Below are 15,350 nucleotides of genomic sequence, written 5' to 3'. Positions count from 1 at the left end.
GACGTCGTGAGGTGCCGGAGGGCAAATACCATGTGGCGAATGCGTGTGGACGGGACCGCGTGAAGATCGGCGTGGTCCACGCCTAGAAAACACTGCCCGCGCGGGCGCACCATGTGTGCATGAGCGAATCGTTTTTTGGGGATCCCGAATACTATGCCCGGTGTGCGAAGGCCTACGACGCCATGATCGGCTCAAAGGTGTACAACAAGGTGTTCTGGGGCACCGACCCCCGGCAATATTCAATCTTCGCGGCCCAGGCCATTGCCTCCGGGAAAGGTCCGCTGCTGGAGGTTGCGGTCGGCACGGCGCAGGCCACGGCGACACTGCACGTGGCAAGTGCCCGGACGACGACGTTGGTGGACATGAGCGGACCGATGTTGAAGTTGGCCGGTGAATCCATCGTCACTGCCGCCGGTGGCACACTGCCCGATCGAATCACCCTGGAATGCCGGGACATGCTCGCGCCCCCGGGAGACCGGAGGTACGAAACAATTCTCGGCCTGGGGCTGCTGCACTTGGTCCCGGATGTCACCGCCACCGTCCGGGAGCTGGGCAGGCAACTCGAAGATCACGGGAAGCTGTTCCTGGCCTCATTGGTCAGGGGATCGGCCCGGTCCAACGCCTATCTTGCGCTGCTGAAGGCGCACGGAGACATTGCCAGGATCCGATCCGGCACCGAGCTCTTCGACGAAGTCAGGGCCAGCGGTCTTGGATCCGTCACGCTGGCCCGTCGCGGGGCGATGGCCTACGTGGAGATTTCGCGGTAGCCGGTTAGGCGTCGCAGATCTCCTTGATCTGTGCGATGCACGGCTCGTTCTGCAGGCTGGTGGTGTCGCCCAGGGCGCTGCGCTCAAAGAGCTGGGTCAGCAGCCTGCGCATGATCTTGCCCGAGCGGGTCTTGGGCACATCGGGAACGAAGACTATCTCGCGCGGCTTGGCGATGGGGCCGATCTGGGTTGCCACGTGGTTGCGAAGCTCCGCAATGAGGGCCTGTTGCTTTGCCAGCGCTTCGCCGGCCAGGTCCGTTCCCACCAAGGACTTGTCGAACGGCACCACGAACGCGGTGGCCGCGTGGCCGGTCTTGGCATCGCTGGTCGGGCAAACCCCGGCCTCGACGACTGCCGGGTGCGTGACTAGTGCCGATTCGATTTCGATGGTGGAAAGCCGGTGCCCGGAAATGTTGATGACATCGTCCGTGCGGCCTAGGATCCAGATGTCCCCGTCCTCATCGAAGCGCGCCCCGTCACCGGCCAGGAACCAGCCCTGCTGCGCGTACTTCTCCCAGTAGGAGGTGTAGTAGCGCTCGGGGTTGCCCCAGACGGTGCGGGCCATGGACGGCCCGGTCTTGGTCAGCACGATGTAGCCCTGCAGGTTCTTCTCCACTGTTTGCGCCGCATCGTCGACGATGTCCACGGCTACGCCGGGCAGCGCGCGGGTGCCGCAGCCGGGTTTGAACGCGGTGTCGTCCTGGCGCGGGGAGAGGATCGTGGCACCGGTCTCGGACTGCCACCAGGTGTCGACCATGGGGATGCCGGCGGCGGTGTCGCGTCCGACTTGGCTGCGCAGCCAGCGCCACGCCTCGGGGTTCACGGCTTCGCCGACGGTTCCTGCCAACCGGATCGAGGACAGGTCGTAGTCCTCGGGGATTCCCTCGGGGAACCAGCCCATCAGCGAGCGCACCAACGTGGGCGCGGTGTAGTAGCTGGTCACGCCGTAGCGGGCGATGATTTCGAAGTGGCGGCCCGGGTGCGGGGCATTGGGCACGCCCTCGTAGATGACCTGGGTGACGCCGTTGGACAGCGGTCCGTAGATCTCATAGGTGTGCGCGGTGACCCAGGCCAGGTCGGCGGTGCACCAGTGGACGTCGTTCTCGCGCTTGGCCGGATCCGGGTTCGAGAAGAGGAACTCGTGGCTCCACGAGGCCTGGGTCAGGTAGCCGCCGGTGGTGTGGACCAGGCCCTTGGGCTGGCCGGTGGTGCCGGAGGTGTACATGATGAACAAGGGCGTTTCGGCGTCGAAGGCCTCGGGGGTGTGTTCGGTGCTCGCGGTGTCAACCGCCTCGTGCCACCACACGTCCCTGCCCTGCACCCAGTTGATGTCGGTGTGCCCGGTGCGGTTGATGACCAGGACGTGCTCGATCGAGTTTTCGCCGGAAACGGCCTCGTCGGCGTGCGCCTTGACCGGGACCGATGTGCCGCGGCGGAACTGGCCGTCGGTGGTGACCAGGAGCTTGGCGGCGGTGTCCTCGACGCGGAACTTCAGGGCTTCGGCGGAGAAGCCGCCGAAGACCAGCGAGTGCACTGCGCCGATGCGCGCGCAGGCCAGGGTGATGACGATGGTTTCCACCAACACCGGCAGGTAGATGACCACGCGGTCGCCCTTGGTGATGCCCAAGGCGACCAGCGCATTGGCGGCCTGGGAAACACGGTCCTGCAGGTCCTTGTACGTGACGGTGGTGGTGTCGCCGGGCTCGCCCTCGAAGTGCAGGGCCACCTTGTCGCCGCGACCGGCTTCCACATGGCGGTCCACGCAGTTGTAGGCGGCGTTGAGCTTGCCGCCCTCGAACCAGCGCAACTCGGGTCCACGCCGCGTCTCCGGGTCCACGCCGGTGCTGCTGTGGACGGTGTGCCATTGGTCGGACCAGCTCAGGCGCCGCGCCGCGGCGTCCCAGAAGGCCAGGCGTTCGGCTTCGTTCCAGGTGGCCTCGTTGGCGATGCCGGGGGCGGTCGTGTTCAGGGTTTCAGTCATTGTCTTCTCCATCGGTCCTGGCGCTGGCACTCCACCGCATATGTGGTTGCTGCGCCGTCACGGAGCCGGTTCTCTTGGCCGCTCGGGATGCTTTTCTTCGGTGGTTCTTGGGCAGGTTTGCCGGGTCAGGCCCAGCGTTTGATGGCCCAGCGTTCGGCCAAGCCCACCAACGCGTCGGTGGTCTTGCCCAGCACGGCCAGCAGGATGATGGCGAGGATCAGTCGATCGATGCGGCCGTTGTTTTGAGAATCAAGCAGCAGGAACCCCAGGCCCATGGAGGATGCGATTAATTCGGCGGCCACCAGGAAAAGCCAGGCTTGGGCCAGGGCCAGCCGGAGGCCGGAAAATATTGCCGGAACCACCGCGGGAAGCTGGATGGTCGTCAACAGCTTGACGCCCTTGAGTCCGAAAGCGCGGCCGGCCTCGATCAAGTTCTTGTCCACGTGGCGCAGGGCCAGGTACACGGTGGTGAATACGGGGAAGAACGCACCAATGACAATCAGGGTGACCTTTGAGTCCTCACCGATCTTCATCCACAGGATCAACAGCGGGACCCAGGCCAGGGATGGCACCGCGCGAAATGCCCCGATGGTCGGCGCCAGCAAAGCGTCGGCTATGCGCGACAAGCCGACCAAGGCGCCGATGGCCAGGCCCAGCACCGCGCCGATGGCAAAGCCGACCAGGACGCGCTGGGTTGAGATGCCAATGTGGTTGCCCAGTTCTCCGCGACCGAGAAGATCCACCGCGGCGGAAAACACCGAGGCCGGCGACGGCAACTGAGCCGGGGTGACCCACCCGAACGAGGTCGCACCCTGCCACAGGGCGAGAATGAACAGCGGCACCAACGTGCCCAGGCCGATGCGGCCCAGCCGGGATGCCAGCAGTGGGCCCCCGGGCATGGACGCGCCGTTGCCGTTGGTCGATTCGCTGGTGTCCAGGGACAGGTCAGCGGACATTAGGAGGCCTTGACCTTGGATGAATCGGCCTTCTTGGCGAACGAGTCGTCAATCAGGGTGCTGAGTGCGGCATCTACGGCGGCCTGGTCCGTGACGTCGTGGGTTTGAACGAAGATCGGCCCGACGACGGTGAGGACGTCGATCAGCTTTTCACCGGGTACCGCCGAAACATCGAGGTTGGAACGCTCGAGGATCACCTTTTCGGCAACCGGCGTTTCCAGCCCGGCCACGTCGGCCAGGATGGTCGCGGTTTCCTGCTGGTTGTCCGCAGCCCACTCACGGGCCTTTTCGTAGGAATCCACCACGGCCTGTGCGACTTCCGGGGAATCCTTGAGGAAGGATTCGGTCGCATTCAGCGCGCCGTAGGTGTTGAAGTCCAGGTTGCGGTAGATCAGCGTGGCGCCGTTTTCCTCGGCGCCGGCCATGATCGGGTCCAGTCCACTCCAGGCGTCCACGGAGCCGTTTTCCAAGGCAGCGCGCCCATCGGCGTGCTGGAGGTTTTCCACCGTCACGTCGTCGGGACCAAGCCCTGCCTGTTCCAGGGCCTGCAGCAAGAAGAAGTAAGGATCGGTTCCCTTGGTGGCAGCCACTGACTTGCCCTTCAGGTCGGAGACCTCCTTGATGGGGGAGTCCTTGGCGACCACAAGGGCAGCCCACTCGGGCTGCGAGTAGATGTCGATGGTCTTGATCGGTGAACCATTGGAGCGGGCCAGCAGGGCGGCGGAGCCCGCGGTCGATCCCACGTCGATGGCGCCCGCGCGGAGCGCTTCGTTGGCCTTGTTGGAACCGGCCGACTGCACCCAGTTCACGGTGACGCCCTGGTCCTTCAGCGATGCTTCCAGCCAGCCCTTTTCCTTGAGCACCAAGCTCAACGGGTTGTAGGTGGCGAAGTCGATGTTGAGGGTCGTGGCTTCGTTGGCGCTGGCGCCGCCGGAGCCTTCGCCGGCGCAACCGGTCAGCAGTGCGGTGGCAGTTGCCAGCGCGGTGGTGGCGATGAGCGCGCGACGCGAGAAGAATTTGCGGTTCATAAGTGGTTTCCTTGAGTGTTCGACCGCACGCCAGTGCGGCGCTGGTTCTAAGAAGCGAGTGGAGTGGAAGTGATTGGGGGCCGGTGCTAGTGGCGGTGCGCGTCAACGCCGAGCGACGCCAGCAGCGAGCTGCGCATTCGGGCCAGGGCTTCATCGCTGCGGTGGCGCGGACGTGCGCCGGGGACCGTGAGGACCTGGGTGACGGTGGCGGAGGTGGCGCCGTTCGGGCGACCCAACACCACGATGCGGTCGGCCAACTGGAGCGCCTCGTCGACGTCGTGGGTGACCAGCAAGACGGTCGTCGGGTAGGCGCCGTGGATGTCCAGCAGCAGGTCCTGCATTTTCAGGCGTGTAAGTGCATCCAGCGCGCCGAATGGTTCATCCAGCAGCAGGACTCCGGGGCGTCGGGCCAGTGCCCGTGCAAGCGAGGTGCGCTGGGCCATGCCGCCGGAAATTTCCCGCGGCCGTAAGGTGCTGTGGGCATCCAACTCGACGAGTTCCAGGAGTTCGGCTACGCGGGTGGCGCCAATGGAACGGTCCGTACCCTGGGGAAGCCCCAAAGCCACGTTCTTTTCAACGGATTGCCACGGCAGCAAGCGCGGTTCCTGGAAAGCCACGGCGCATCGGGCGTCCAGGCCGTTGACGGCGGTGCCGTCGATCAGGACCTGGCCCGTGGAGGGTCGGTCCAGTCCGGAGACCGAGCGAAGCAACGTGGACTTGCCGCAACCGCTAGGGCCAAGGATTGCCACGACTTCGCCGCCCGCGATCTCGAGGTCGACATCACCCAACACTTTGCGACCGTCGAAGCTGCGTCCAACGCCTTTGAACGTCACGCGAAGCGCCGGGTTGGAGCCGCGTGCCGGTAGGGAAAGCGTGGGGTGGTCAAGCGTGGAAGTCATGTTCTCTCCATCGTTCCTGGCGGTAGCACCGGCCTCGGTCGAGGTGGTTGCTGCGGCGTCATGGAGCCAGATCTCTCGGCCGCTCGGGATGGGTTGTTACCTTCATCAAAGTCGATCCGGCGTCATGGAGGCAAGCCGGCCGTAATGTGACGGAACGTTCGACAAGCCGGAAAGAATCGGCAATCCATCGAATGAAATTTGATGAAATAGGGAATTTTCATCTTCTTTCCACGAGCGCCAAAGTGCCGGCGGGGGACCGCCCTCCCGGCCCGCGTATCACGCGTCCAGCCGCGTGAACCCGCTGTCGGGCGGGCCGGCTGAACCTGGGGCCCCGGGTCGCCTGACCTCCGCGCCAAGGCTGGTGTCTCGTCGAAGGAATGGTTGTCGGATCGGCGTTGGGTCGCTACCGAGCCGATGCCGCGGCGGGCCAGGAAGCCCGCTGTGCCCTGTGACGCACGTGCCATTTGTGACGAACCGGGTTGTCTCCGCTTCGCCGGGGCGTGTAGAAATATGTCCAACAACCATCCAGAGCGGCCGAGAGATCTGGCTCCATGACGCCGCAGCAACCCCTTCCCCTTAATTGGGCGGTAGGTGCTCACGCCAGGACCGATGGAGAGAATTCATGGCTATCGATTCATTTGCACTAGCGCACGCCGTCGAGGCGGACCCGAACATCTTTGGCGCCGTCAACCTCGACGCATTCACCGGCGACACCCCCGCCCGACACCTGCTCAAACTCACGCCGGGCGTTCCACTGAACGGTCACTATGACGAGTTGGCTGCGATTTTCCGCCCGGTCTTCGCCAAGATCGCGGTCGGGGCCAGCGAGCGCGATGCCAACCGGACCCTCCCCTTTGAACCTGTCGGGTGGCTGAACCGGGTGCGATTCGGGGCATTGCGCATCCCGGTGGCAGCAGGTGGCTATGGGGCAAGCGTGTCCGACTTGTTCCGCCTCTTGATCGAACTCGCCGAGGCGGATTCACAGGTGGCGCACCTGTGGCGCTCACACATCGGCTTCGTCGAATCCGTGCTGTTGCTTGAGGACGATGCCTTGCGGCACCGCTGGATCGAGCGCATTGTTGCCGGCCAGATCGTCGGCAACGCCTACACCGAGCGCGGCGGGAACCGGTTGGGCACGCTCAACACGACCATTGCCAAGCAGGGCGAACGCTGGATCCTCAATGGCGAGAAATACTATTGCACCGGCACGATCTACGCCGATTGGGTCGCCGTCGCCGTGGCGCATCCGGCCCGCGCCGGCCGCCAGATCGCGGTGGTCTCCACGCAGCATTCCGGGGTCAAGATCTTTGACGACTGGGACGGATTCGGGCAGCAGCTCACCGGCACCGGCTCGACCACGTTCGAGAACGTCCCGGTGGACACGATCCTGCCCGACGAACAGCAGGTCAACGACCCGGAATCCGCCATCTTCCAGCTGGTGCTCCTGGGGGTCCAAGCCGGAATCACGCGCGCGGTTCTCAATGACGTGCGCTCGTCGGTCCAGGCCCGCACTCGAAGCTTCAGCACCGGAACGGGCGTTCCGGTGCGCGAGGAACCCCAGGTGCTCCAATTGGTCGGCGAGATCTCGGGCACCGCGTTCGCCGTCGACTCCATCGTCCTGGCCGCCGTGGCGGAGATCGAGATCGCGCTTGCCGATGCCTCGCTGAGCCCGGCAGAGCGGTTTGCGGTGTGTGAACTCGCCGCGGATCGGGCGCAAGCCGTGGTCCAGCCGCTGGTTCTCTCGGCGGCGACCAAGCTTTTTGACGGACTGGGCGCCTCGGCAACCGCCAAGGGCTGCAACCTGGACCGGCACTGGCGCAACGCGCGCACCGTTGCCACCCACAACCCGGCGATCTACAAGGCGCGCATCATCGGCGACTACGAGGTCAATGGAACGGCACCCCAGCAGCTCAACGCCATCGGCGACGTGGGTGCAATACCGGCAACCGGCCTCCCCTAAAACCGCCAACCGCCACCGAACCACTGACTTGATCCGCGCACCATCGGATCCGCAAACTCCCACCACCTCGCGAAGGACAAACATGAGCCAGACACCCGCCCCCCGCCACATCCGTTTCAACGCCTTCGACATGAACTGCGTGGGACACCAGTCCCCGGGTCTGTGGAAGCACCCCAAGGACCAGTCGGCCCGCTATAAGGACCTGTCCTACTGGACCGACCTGGCCAAGACCCTGGAAAAGGGCAAGTTCGACGGCATCTTCATCGCCGACGTGCTGGGCACCTACGACGTCTTCGGCGGCTCCAACGAGGTGCCGCTGCGCGCCGGCACCCAGGTCCCGGTCAACGACCCCTTCATGCTGGTTTCGGCCATGGCCTCGGTGACCGAGAACCTCGGCTTCGGCGTCACCGCCGGGACGTCCTACGAGCACCCCTACCCCTTCGCCCGCCGCCTGGCGACCCTTGACCACCTGACCAAGGGCCGCGTCGGGTGGAATGTCGTGACCGGCTACCTGCCCTCCGCCGCACGGAACATGGGCCAGGAGGACCAGCTCGAGCACGACGAGCGCTACAACCAGGCCGACGAGTACATGGAGGTCATCTACAAGTTGCTCGAGGGCTCCTGGGAAGAGGACGCGGTGGTGCGCGACGTTGAGCGCGGCATCTTCACCGACCCGACCAAGGTCCATGAGATCAACCACGAGGGCAAGTACTTCAAGGTCCCGGGCATTGCCATCACCGAACCCAGCCCGCAGCGCACCCCCGTGGTGTTCCAGGCCGGCGCCTCGCCGCGCGGACTGAAGTTCGCCTCGGAGAACGCCGAGGCGGTCTTCGTGACCTCCCCGACCAAGGAAATGCTCAAGGCCACCGTCACCAAGATCCGCGACGCCGCCGAGGCCGCGGGCCGCGGCCGTTACGACGTGCGCATCTACGCCATGCAGACGATCATCACGGATGTGGACTCCGCGGCAGCGCAGGCCAAGTTCGAGGACTACAAGTCCTACGCCGACATCGACGGGGCCCTCGCCCTGATCTCCGGCTGGATGGGCGTGGACATGTCCACCTACGGCCCGGACGACGTCATTGGTGCCAACGTGAAGTCCAACGCCATCCAGTCCACCGTCACGACCTTCCAAAAGGCCAGCGGAGACGACGGGAACCCGTGGACCATCCGCCAGCTGGCCGAATGGGTGGGCGTTGGCGGGTTCGGACCGATCACCGTCGGCTCGCCGACCGAGGTTGCCGACAAGCTCATCGAGTGGGTCGAAGACACCGACGTAGACGGGTTCAACCTGGCCTATGCCATCACCCCGGGAACCTTTGAGGACATCGTGGAGTTCATCGTTCCCGAGCTGCAGGCCCGCGGTGCCTACCCGACCGAATACGTCGAGGGCACGCTGCGCAACAAGCTCTTCGGCAAGGGAGACCGCGTCCAGGACTCCCACCGCGCGGCCAACTACCGGTTCGCCAACGCCGAGGTCAAGTAACCTGTAGTCGTCCCCGTACGGGGGGGTCGGGCGGCGTTGCACCCTGCAGGGTGCACCGCCGTCCGAACTCTTTAACCCGCAGATCCTTCCGCAATGTACGTCTTGGCCGGGAAGCACCGTCTTCAGCAACCGGGGTGAGGTCGGGTTGCGCCGCACGGATTGGCGGTGGACAGGCGGAAGTTCGCGGGCCCCAAGAAAGCCACGGATCCAGAGGGCAGGGGATCCAACCAAAAAGCCCCGAGCGACGATGACGTTCGGGGCAGACGGTTTGGGACAGGTGATGTCACCTGTCCCAAACTTGTCGGATGTCAGTTGCTTGCCACGGCGAACAGTTCCCGGTCCTCGCCGGGGAGATCGCTGAAGGCCGCGGCCACCCCCGGATAGGCGATCCGGCCGGCCCTGGTGTTGACTCCGGCGGCCAACGCGCGATTGGCGGCCACCGCCTGCTCCGCTCCCTGGTCAGCCAGCTGCAGCACGTATGGCAGGGTGGCATTGGTCAGTGCCTTGGTCGAGGTTTGCGGGACGCCACCTGGCATGTTTGCCACGCAGTAGTGACGCACCCCGTCCACCTCGTAGATGGGATCCTGGTAGGTCGTCGGGCGGGACGTTTCGAACGCGCCGCCCTGGTCGATGGCGACATCCACGAGCAAGGCTCCGGGCTTGAGCAGGCCCAGCTGTGAGCGCTTGACTACCTTGGGTGCGGCCCGCCCGGGAACCAGCACGGCACCGATGACCGCATCGGCCTGCGCCAGTTCCTGTTCGAGGGTCAGCGGGTCGTTCATGAGGACGCGGGCCCGGGAACCTAGCAATTCATCGAGCTGGCGGATGCGGCGCGGGGACATTTCCAGGATCGTGACCTCGGCCTGCATGCCCAGGGCCAACTGCGCTGCCTGGGTGCCGACCACGCCACCACCGATGACCAGCACCCGGCAGGGAGCCACTCCCGGTGAACCGCCCAGCAGGCGTCCCGGCCCACCGTTGGGACCGGTTAGATAGTTGGCCGCCGCGTGGGCTGCCAGTCGACCGGCGATTTCACTCATCGGGGTCAGCAACGGCAGCCCGGTCTCGTCCTGCACCGTTTCATAGGCGATCCCGAGCGTGCCGGCCTCCAGCAGGGCTTCGGTCAGAGGACGGTCGGCGGCCAGGTGCAGGTAGGTGAACAGGGTGAGGTCTTCGCGGAGGAAACCGTATTCGGAGGCGACGGGTTCCTTGACCTTGACCAGGAGTTCGGCGTTGGCCCAGGCTTCGTTCTGGTCGACCAGGATGGCACCGGCCGCGGCGTACTGTTCATCGGGGAAGCCTGCGGCCCGTCCGGCCTCGTGTTCAACATAGACGGTGTGTCCGCGCCCGGTAAGCGCGGCGACTCCGGCTGGAAGCAGTGCCACGCGCTGTTCCTGGGCCTTGATTTCCTTGACGACTGAGATCTTCATTGAGCTTGTGCCTTCGTGTTTGGTTGTTGACGTGAAAGTGTTGCGAGACAAATTGTGGGATTTAGCCGGTGGTGCGGCGGGAAATGTTGTAGAACCGTACGTTCTGGTATTCCTCCAGGCCTTCGGCGCCGCCTTCCCGGCCTAAACCGGACTGTTTGACTCCGCCAAAGGGCGCTGCGGCGTTGGAAGGGACTCCCTGGTTGATGCCGAGAATTCCCGTCTGCAGCCGGTCCGCGACGTTCAACGCGCGATCCAGATCCTGGCTGAATACGTAGCCGGCGAGACCGAACTCGGTGTCGTTGGCCAACGAGATCACCTCCGCTTCGGTGGAAAAACGCTGAATGGCGGCAATCGGACCGAAGATCTCCTCGCGCACCACCCGGGAGTCGGGGTGTACCCGATCCAAGACGGTGGGTGCATAGAAGTTTCCGAGCGAATCGTAGCCATGGCCGCCGGTGAGGAGTTCGGCACCGCGGGCCAGCGCGTCCTCGGTCAGCGCATGCATCTGCGTGACGGCACGGTGGTCAATGAGCGCTCCGAGTGCCGTGTGGGCCCCGAGCCCCGATCCCACGGGAACTCGGGCGAAACGGGCGGTGAGCTCGGAGACGAACCGATCCGCGATCCCGTCCTGGACATAGATGCGGTTGGCGCCGATGCAGGACTGGCCGCCGTTGCGGAGTTTGGCGGCAAAGGTGCCTTCAAGGGCGCGTTCCAGATCCGCATCGTCGAAGACGATCAATGGCGCGTTGCCGCCCAGCTCCATGGAGGTGCGCAGCACGTTCTTCGCGGCGAGTTCCAGCAGTTGTTTTCCGACCGGGGTCGAACCGGTGAACGACACCTTGCGCACCCGCTCATCGGTGAGCACGCTGCGGCTGAAGGCCCCGGAATCCGAGGTGGTGACCACCTGGATGAGTTCGGCTGGAATGCCGGCCTGCACCGCGAGCTGCACCGCGAAGTAGGTGGTCAGCGGCGTCGCTGTTGCAGGCTTGACCACAACCGGGCACCCGGCGGCCAAGGCCGGGGCGATCTTGCGGGTAGCCATGGCCAACGGAAAGTTCCACGGGGTAATGAGCACTGCCAGGCCCACGGGGGAGCGACGCGTGAGGATGTCGGCTGCCCCATCCGGTGCCGGGCGGTAATCACCGCTGGGACGAACAGCTTCCTCGGCGTACCAGCGCACGAAATCGGTTCCATACTTCACCTCGCCACGTGACTCGGCCAGGGTCTTGCCCATTTCACGGGAAATCAGGTGCGCGATTTCCTCGGTGTTCTGCACCAGCAGTTGGTACCACGCATGCAGTGCGTCGGCTCGTTGGCGTGGAGTGCGCCCGGCCCAGGCGTGTCCGGCCTGGTCAGCGCAGGCTACGGCGTGCAGTGCATCGTCGCTGCTCAGGTCCGGGACGTGGGCGATGAGCTGGCCGGTGGCGGGGTCATGAACCTGGATGCCGTCGGAGGGCAGGTGCAGGGTGTCGATGACTGCGTCGGCCAGGGCCAGCGCTTTTGGGTCGGCTTCGATCAGTTCGGTGCCAACGGTGGCGGTGAGGTTCATTTGGCGCCTCGTTCGGTGATGGCCTGCGAGATTGCTGCGACGAAGTCCAGTAGCTCGGAGTCGGTGGTGATGAATGGGGGGCTGATCTGGATGGTGTTCCCGCGAAGCGGACGGCCTATGAACCCCAGCTCGACCAGATCGTCACAGACCTGCTCGGCCGAGAGCTGGTCGCTGAGCGTCACGCCGCCGAGCAGTCCGGCGTAGCGCACCTGGGCAACCAGCGGGTTCTGGCTGGCGAGGTTGTCCAGCGCACTGCCCAGCACTCCAGCCAGTTCGCCCACCCGCGGCACGAGCCGTTCGCTCTCCAGGATTTCCATGTGCTTCAGTGCGACGGCGCAGGCAGTCGCATGTCCAGCGTAGGTGGCCCCGTGGCGGAAGATCGGGGTGTTGGGGGAGTCCTGGTAGAACGGTTCCCACAACCGGGGGGCCACCATGACCCCGCCCAGTGGTGCGTAGCCGCTGGTGACGCCCTTGGCGAAGGTGATCATGTCAGGTTCGAGGCCGTAGTATTCGGCCGCGAACATGGTTCCCATTCGTCCGAAGCCGGTGATGACTTCATCCAGGATCAAAAGGATGTCGTGCTCCTTGCACAACCGCGAGATGGCTTCGAGGTACCCCGGCGCCGGCGGATTCACGCCGCCAGTGCCCTGCACGGCCTCGGTCACAAGCGCCGCGATGTTTTCCGGGCCGAGCTCGGTGATCAGCGCCTCGACCTGCGCCGGGTCGTTCAGTGAGATGCGGGCGGTCTCGGGAACCAGCGATTCGCTTCCGTAGCCTTCGCGGTTGAATTCGAGTCCCGCGATGCTCGTGCCGAAGGCGTGGAGCCCGTGGTAGGCGAATTCACGCGAGAGAATGATCTTCTTTGATCCGCGGCCCTCGCGTTGCCAGTGCCGGCGGGCCAACTTGCAGGCCACATCGATGGCGTCCGAGCCGCCGGAGTTCAAGATGAGTTTCGCGCGGTCGATGGGGGAAATCTCGGCGAGGACTTCGCCAAGTTCCAGCGCCTTGTCGTTGGCGTAGCGCGCGAAGATGTGGAAGGTTTCCAGCTGGCGCATCTGGTCGTAGGCCGCTTGGGCCAGCTCGGGGCGGCCATGTCCCACATTGGCGTGCCAGAGTCCCGCGGTGCCGTCAAAAAGTCGGCGTCCGTCGGTGGTGTACAGCCACGACCCTGCGCCGCGCTCCACCACCAACTGACGCCCGAGCACCGTGGGGGTGTGGGCCTGGGCTGGCCAGAGGGCCGGCCCATCGAGGAGGGTGGGGCTGGCGGGTGCCGGATGGGAAATGTCGGTGACTGTCATTCGGAATCGCTCCTTTCCGGTGCGGATCGGCTGAAGATAAAGGACGTGCGCGGCGAGTGTTCATCGCGTCGTAGTTCCAATCTAGAGAGCCGTACCCGTAAAGAAAAGCGAATGATACCAACGGATTACTGTAAGTTTTACTTACGTTATTTCGGGGTGTTCCATAGCCTGCAGGACCGCTTGGCGCACGGCATTCAAGGCAAGGTTCTGCTCAGCGCCGCTGCGTGCCACGAAGAGGATGGTGCGGTGCTGGTCCACGGGTAGCCAGGGGCTGGGCTGCAGCTCGCTTTGCATTTCACGCATCAGCATGTCAGGCAGGAAAGCGGCGGCCAGGCCACGCTCCACCAGTCGCAAATGGAAGAGCAAGTCGGAGGAGACATGGGCGACTTGCGGCTCGAAACCCACTTCGCGGCACACCCGCAATGCCCAGTGTGCCGCGGCGCTTTCCGGTGGTTCCATGGCCCAGGGCACCACTGCGATGGCCGCGGTGTCATCCGGATCCAAACCCAGGGGCAGATAGCCGCGCATCGGATCGGTTCCCAACACGGTGGTGTGCAGGCCGGCATGTCCGCCGGCAGCGGTTCCCGGGAACGAATCGGTGATGACCGCGTCCACCTGGCGGGAGACCAGGCGCAGGACCGCTTCCTCGGGTTCGTAGCGGTGGATGTTCACCTGAAGACTGGGATGCTCGTGGGACAACAGGACCAAGGCCGTCGGCAGCACCGACCGGCTGATACTGGCAAAGGCCGCCACGGTGACGGTGCCCTGGGCGCGCTGATGCGAAGTGGCCAGATCAGACTCGGCCCGTTCGATCGCTGCGAGGATCGCCTCGGTGTTGCGCACAAGCTCAAGGCCGGCGGTGGTTAGCTGGACATTGCGCCCAACCTTCTCCAGTAAACGCACCCCGGTCTCACGTTCGAGCTGGGCGAGCTGTTGCGAAATCGCCGAGTGGCTGTAGGAGAGATTGCGGGCGGCGGCGCTCATGCTCCCATGCAGATTGACCTCGCGGAGCAAGGTGAGCCGGTGTATATCGAGCATTCTGTCCTTCCCTGATTAGGCGGGCCGCCGGGCTAGGCGGCGACCTCGCAGAGGATCTGTAGGAAACTTTTCACGGCCGGTCGCAAATTGCTACCACGTCGACCCACGGCGTAGATGTCGCGGAACAATGCTTGCTCCGTCTCGGCATCCTCCGGAACCCATCGGGTCATCGTGCCAGGGGTGGGTATCTCGCCGTGAAAAACCATGTGCGGCAAGAACGCCGCGGCAACCCCGGCGGCGACCAATTCGTAATGCAGTCGCGGGTCCGGCGAATCGAAGGTGACCTTCGGTTCGAACCCCAGTTTGCGGCAGAAGCGTTGGGTCCACAGGTAGGCGTCGGTGCCACGCGGTTCGAACGCCCAGTGAAGTTCCCCCAGCTCGATTGGATCGGAGATCGGGTGTGGCAGATAAATGTCAACCCGGTCTCGGGTGACCAGGGTGCGCACGAGACCCTCGTCCGTTCGCCGGGGAACATGGACGAACTCGTCGACCATCGCAATATCGGCCCGGCGGCTGGCCAGGGCATCCAGGGCCTCGAACGGCTCAAGTTGGGTGAACTCCACGTCCACGTCCGGGTACACCAGACTCAGCCGGCGCAAGGTTTCCGGGAGATACGTGCGGGCAAAGGTCCCGAAGGCGGCGAAGCGAATGACGCCCTGGACCCGGCTGCTGCGGGCCTCCAACTCGGCGGACGCTCCTTCGAGGACCGTCACCGCCTCGTCGACGCGTGCCACCAGCTGCCGTGCGGCCGGCGTCAGCTGGATGTTCCGGCCGACCTGTTCCAGCAAGGGCAGGCCGGCCTCGGTTTCGAGTTTTGCCAATTGCTGGGAGACCGCCGAAGCGCTGATTCCCAGGACGCGGGCAGTTGCTGCAATGCTCCCGCGCAGCTTTAGTTCACGCAGCAAGGTCAGTCTTTTGAAATCGAGCATGGCCCCTCCGAGGTCAGGGAATATTCGAG

Annotated in this window: 12 protein-coding genes and 2 riboswitches; of the genes, 3 read left to right on the top strand and 9 right to left on the bottom strand. The window is 64.8% G+C overall.

Annotated elements, in window-relative coordinates:
- Nucleotides 1–119 precede the first annotated feature (119 nt).
- A complete protein-coding gene (locus Q2T94_RS05505) occupies nucleotides 120–767 on the top strand; it encodes a class I SAM-dependent methyltransferase (protein ID WP_302263190.1) in 648 nt (215 codons plus the stop codon).
- 4 nt (nucleotides 768–771) lie between these two features.
- Here Q2T94_RS05505 and acs read toward each other — a convergent pair whose 3' ends face one another.
- From acs to Q2T94_RS05485, 4 genes are all read right to left on the bottom strand, one after another.
- Nucleotides 772–2,748, bottom strand: coding sequence for an acetate--CoA ligase (acs, locus tag Q2T94_RS05500; protein WP_264269830.1), 1,977 nt, complete (start codon nucleotides 2,746–2,748; stop codon nucleotides 772–774).
- 125 nt (nucleotides 2,749–2,873) lie between these two features.
- Nucleotides 2,874–3,704, bottom strand: coding sequence for an ABC transporter permease (locus Q2T94_RS05495; RefSeq protein ID WP_372342900.1), 831 nt, complete (start codon nucleotides 3,702–3,704; stop codon nucleotides 2,874–2,876).
- Nucleotides 3,704–4,732, bottom strand: a complete 1,029-nt coding sequence (locus tag Q2T94_RS05490; RefSeq protein WP_264269831.1) for an aliphatic sulfonate ABC transporter substrate-binding protein — start codon at nucleotides 4,730–4,732, stop codon at nucleotides 3,704–3,706. The genes Q2T94_RS05495 and Q2T94_RS05490 overlap by 1 nt, the downstream gene beginning before the upstream one ends.
- Before the next feature lie 86 nt (nucleotides 4,733–4,818).
- Nucleotides 4,819–5,631, bottom strand: coding sequence for an ABC transporter ATP-binding protein (locus Q2T94_RS05485; protein WP_264269832.1), 813 nt, complete (start codon nucleotides 5,629–5,631; stop codon nucleotides 4,819–4,821).
- Between the two features lie 4 nt (nucleotides 5,632–5,635).
- A riboswitch (SAM riboswitch) is annotated at nucleotides 5,636–5,726 on the bottom strand.
- 423 nt (nucleotides 5,727–6,149) lie between these two features.
- Nucleotides 6,150–6,247: riboswitch (SAM riboswitch) on the top strand.
- Nucleotides 6,248–6,253: 6 nt separating this feature from the next.
- On the opposite strand from Q2T94_RS05485, the gene Q2T94_RS05480 reads away from it, so the two are divergent.
- Together Q2T94_RS05480 and Q2T94_RS05475 are read left to right on the top strand one after the other, a co-directional pair.
- Entirely contained in the window at nucleotides 6,254–7,591 is a 1,338-nt protein-coding gene (locus tag Q2T94_RS05480) for an acyl-CoA dehydrogenase family protein (protein WP_302263189.1), read from the top strand.
- An 82-nt stretch (nucleotides 7,592–7,673) separates the two neighbouring features.
- A complete protein-coding gene (locus tag Q2T94_RS05475; protein WP_264269834.1) occupies nucleotides 7,674–9,077 on the top strand; it encodes an LLM class flavin-dependent oxidoreductase in 1,404 nt (467 codons plus the stop codon).
- Between the two features lie 308 nt (nucleotides 9,078–9,385).
- On the opposite strand, the gene ald is transcribed toward Q2T94_RS05475, so the two are convergent.
- The 5 genes from ald to Q2T94_RS05450 all read right to left on the bottom strand — a co-directional run bounded on the left by ald (nucleotide 9,386) and on the right by Q2T94_RS05450 (nucleotide 15,321).
- On the bottom strand, nucleotides 9,386–10,507 hold the full coding sequence (ald, locus tag Q2T94_RS05470) for an alanine dehydrogenase (RefSeq protein ID WP_302263188.1): 1,122 nt from the start codon (nucleotides 10,505–10,507) through the stop codon (nucleotides 9,386–9,388).
- A gap of 61 nt (nucleotides 10,508–10,568) precedes the next feature.
- Nucleotides 10,569–12,056 (bottom strand): NAD-dependent succinate-semialdehyde dehydrogenase, encoded by a 1,488-nt coding sequence (locus Q2T94_RS05465; protein WP_302263187.1) that lies wholly within the window; start codon nucleotides 12,054–12,056, stop codon nucleotides 10,569–10,571.
- A complete protein-coding gene (locus Q2T94_RS05460) occupies nucleotides 12,053–13,354 on the bottom strand; it encodes an aminotransferase family protein (protein ID WP_302263186.1) in 1,302 nt (433 codons plus the stop codon). Before Q2T94_RS05460 ends, Q2T94_RS05465 begins: the two co-directional genes overlap by 4 nt.
- A gap of 141 nt (nucleotides 13,355–13,495) precedes the next feature.
- Nucleotides 13,496–14,392: a LysR family transcriptional regulator gene (locus Q2T94_RS05455; protein ID WP_302263185.1), complete on the bottom strand. Its 897-nt coding sequence runs from the start codon at nucleotides 14,390–14,392 to the stop codon at nucleotides 13,496–13,498.
- 32 nt (nucleotides 14,393–14,424) lie between these two features.
- Nucleotides 14,425–15,321 (bottom strand): LysR family transcriptional regulator, encoded by an 897-nt coding sequence (locus Q2T94_RS05450; RefSeq protein ID WP_302263184.1) that lies wholly within the window; start codon nucleotides 15,319–15,321, stop codon nucleotides 14,425–14,427.
- Nucleotides 15,322–15,350: the final 29 nt, after the last annotated feature.

It is taken from the genome of Paeniglutamicibacter sulfureus, assembly GCF_030512175.1.
In the GTDB taxonomy this organism is placed as follows: Bacteria; Actinomycetota; Actinomycetes; order Actinomycetales; family Micrococcaceae; genus Paeniglutamicibacter; species Paeniglutamicibacter sulfureus.
Note: the sequence above shows the minus strand (reverse complement) of the source record. Positions and strands in the feature narration are given on the sequence as shown.